3 protein-coding genes are annotated in these 2,555 nt (G+C 63.9%); 1 reads left to right on the forward strand and 2 read right to left on the reverse strand.

The annotated features are described in order from the left end of the window. Nucleotides 1-26 precede the first annotated feature (26 nt). On the reverse strand, nucleotides 27-1,094 hold the full coding sequence (locus AC1DWI_RS19455; RefSeq protein ID WP_477669734.1) for an ABC transporter ATP-binding protein: 1,068 nt from the start codon (nucleotides 1,092-1,094) through the stop codon (nucleotides 27-29). Between the two features lie 264 nt (nucleotides 1,095-1,358). On the opposite strand from AC1DWI_RS19455, the gene AC1DWI_RS19460 reads away from it, so the two are divergent. Beyond that, a complete protein-coding gene (locus tag AC1DWI_RS19460) occupies nucleotides 1,359-2,027 on the forward strand; it encodes a glutathione S-transferase (protein ID WP_477669733.1) in 669 nt (222 codons plus the stop codon). A 54-nt stretch (nucleotides 2,028-2,081) separates the two neighbouring features. Here the strand turns inward: AC1DWI_RS19460 and AC1DWI_RS19465 are convergent. Beyond that, on the reverse strand, nucleotides 2,082-2,555 hold a 474-nt coding region (locus AC1DWI_RS19465), incomplete at its 5' end, for a DUF2325 domain-containing protein (protein ID WP_477725496.1).

The following is a 2,555-nucleotide window of genomic DNA, read 5'->3' on the forward strand; positions in this document are numbered from 1 at the left end:
ATCTGTATTTCTGTGAGCCTTACGGATCAGGCACTAATGACGGCAGGAGGGGCGGCCTGCAGCGTGTGCGCCGCTTCGGGCGCCCATGACAGTTGCACGCTGTCGCCCGGCGCATAAGGCCGGGCCGCAAACGCCGCCTCCGGCACCATCACCGACAACTCGGCGGTGCTGTGGGCCGTCGGTGAAACGCCCGGGTTCTGCAGGCCCAACAGCACATACGGGCCCTGGTATTCGACGTCGGTCACCACGGCGCGCCGGTTGTGCGGCGCGTCAGGCGCGGCATCGCCGGCCGGGGTGATCTGCATGTGGTCGGTGCGCACGCCTATCTTGCCGGTGGGCGTGTCGAGCACGTTGTGCCCACCCATGAAGCGCGCCACAAACTCACTCGCGGGACGGTTGTAGATTTCGTGCGGCGAGCCCACCTGCTCGATCAGCCCGTGGTTCATCACCACCATGGTGTCGGCCAGCGCCATCGCCTCTTCCTGCGAGTGCGTAACGTGGATAAAGGTGAGCCCCAGCTCTTTTTGCCAGCGCCGCAGCTCGGCGCGCATCTGGATGCGCAGGAAAGGGTCCAGCGCCGACAGCGGCTCATCAAGCAGCAGCACACGCGGCTGCGTGATCAACGCGCGCGCCAGCGCCACGCGCTGCTGCTGCCCGCCCGAAAGCTCGGCCGGCTTGCGTTCGGCCAGGTGGCCCATCGCCACCCGCTCCAGCAAGTCTTTGGCCTGCTGGCGGCGGGCCGCCTTGTCCACGCCTTTCATCTTCAAACTGAAGGCCACGTTGTCGAGCGCTGAAAGATGCGGAAACAGCGCAAAGCTCTGGAACATCATCGCCGTGCCGCGGCCGGCGGCGGGCAGGTCGGTGATGTTGCGGTTTTCCAGCAGGATGTCGCCGCTGGTGACGGACTCGTGGCCCGCCATCATGCGCAGCGTGGTGCTTTTGCCGCAGCCCGAAGGCCCGAGCAGGCAGCAGTAGCTGCCGCTGGCAATGCGCAGGTTGATGCCGTCAACCGCTGGCTTGTCTTGCTGCGCGTACCGTTTGGTCAGCGCAATGGCTTCAATGGCGACAGGGGGCGGGCTGGCAAGAGCGTTCATGCCAAGCTTCTGTGCAAGGCTTGTGCCAGCTTTGTATGCGATCTATGGCCATATTGTGTACAAAATGCATGATTCTGGTGCCGAGCAAGCCGTGCCTGCCTGCCATGCTGGTGCATGCTGTAACCAGAAGTTCCTGAAACTTCCGACTGTCAGGTTTGGGTGTGCCCCCGTGTCCTCTTTTCAGGTTTTCTTCCTGTCGCCGCCGGGGCTTGAAGCCAGCAGTCCATGGCCTACCATCAGCGCTTCCGTCTTATGGAGCCGTCCTTGATCACCCTGCACCACCTCAACAATTCCCGCTCGCAACGCATCCTCTGGCTGATGGAAGAGATGGGCCTGTCTTATGAAATCCAGCGCTACCAGCGCGACCCTAAAACCATGCTGGCGCCGCCTTCACTGCGCGCGGTGCATCCGCTGGGCAAGTCGCCGGTGATCACGGATGGTGAGTTCACGCTGGCCGAGTCGGGCGCCATCATTGAATACCTGGTGGCGCGCTACGGCGCCGGCCGCCTGGCGCCCGAGGCCGGCACGCCTGCGCACCTGCGCTACACCTACTGGCTGCACTACGCCGAAGGCTCGGCCATGCCGCCGCTGCTCCTCAAGCTGGTGTTCGACAAGGTAGAGAACTCTCCCATGCCGTTTTTTGTCAAGCCGATTGCCCGCGCCATCGCCGGCAAGGTCAAGAAGACCTTTATCGAGCCGCAACTGCGCCAGCACCTGGATTACCTGGAAATGTCATTGGGCCAGAGCGACTGGTTTGCCGGCGCCGAGTTCAGCGGCGCAGACATCCAGATGAGCTTTCCGCTGGAGGCGGCTGCCGCGCGCGGCGGGCTTAACGAGAGCCGGCCCAGGCTGATGGATTTCCTGGCACGCATCCACGCCAGGCCCGCCTACCAGCGTGCGATTGCGCGTGGCGGTGAGTTTGCGTTGCAGTGACATCGGCAGAACTTGCTGAGGTGCTATTAAATCAATAGCTGCTCGCGCAAACTCTTAAAGGGCTGGAGCCGTTTTTGACTTGATATTCTGGGTTTCTGGAGTGATTGGCAGGCCAGGCGCCTGCCGGCTGCGCACAAACTGCATGGCCTGCGGCTGGCCCACCAGCACACACTGCTTGCCGGTGCGCCGGCAGTGGTCCTGCACGCGCCAGTAGGCGTCGTGGCTCACGCAGCCGGTCTGGCAGATCACCAGGTCGGCGGCGACCAGGCTGGCCTCCAGTGCGGCTGCGTCCTGCAGGTCGTCACCCGCATGGTGCAAAAAGTGCCCGCCAGCCATTTCAACAACACGCCGGGCTGCGGTGGTGCCGGCGCCTTGCTCGCCCACGCACAGCACCGACTTTTCATGCAGGGCGGCTGTGGCTTGCGAAGCTGGTAAAGCCGCCGCCAGCGTGGCCGGGGCCGCCGTGTTCTTTTGCCGGCCCAGGCGTTCCCGCACCAAACCCTGCAAGTCATGGACACGGCCCATCAG

It is taken from the genome of Polaromonas sp. P3_C2, from assembly GCF_056402675.1.

Coding starts and splice junctions, on each gene's coding strand:
- AC1DWI_RS19455 (WP_477669734.1), bottom strand. CDS start 1,094: ATGAACGCTCTTGCCAGCCCGCCCCCTGTCGCCATTGAAGCCATTGCG.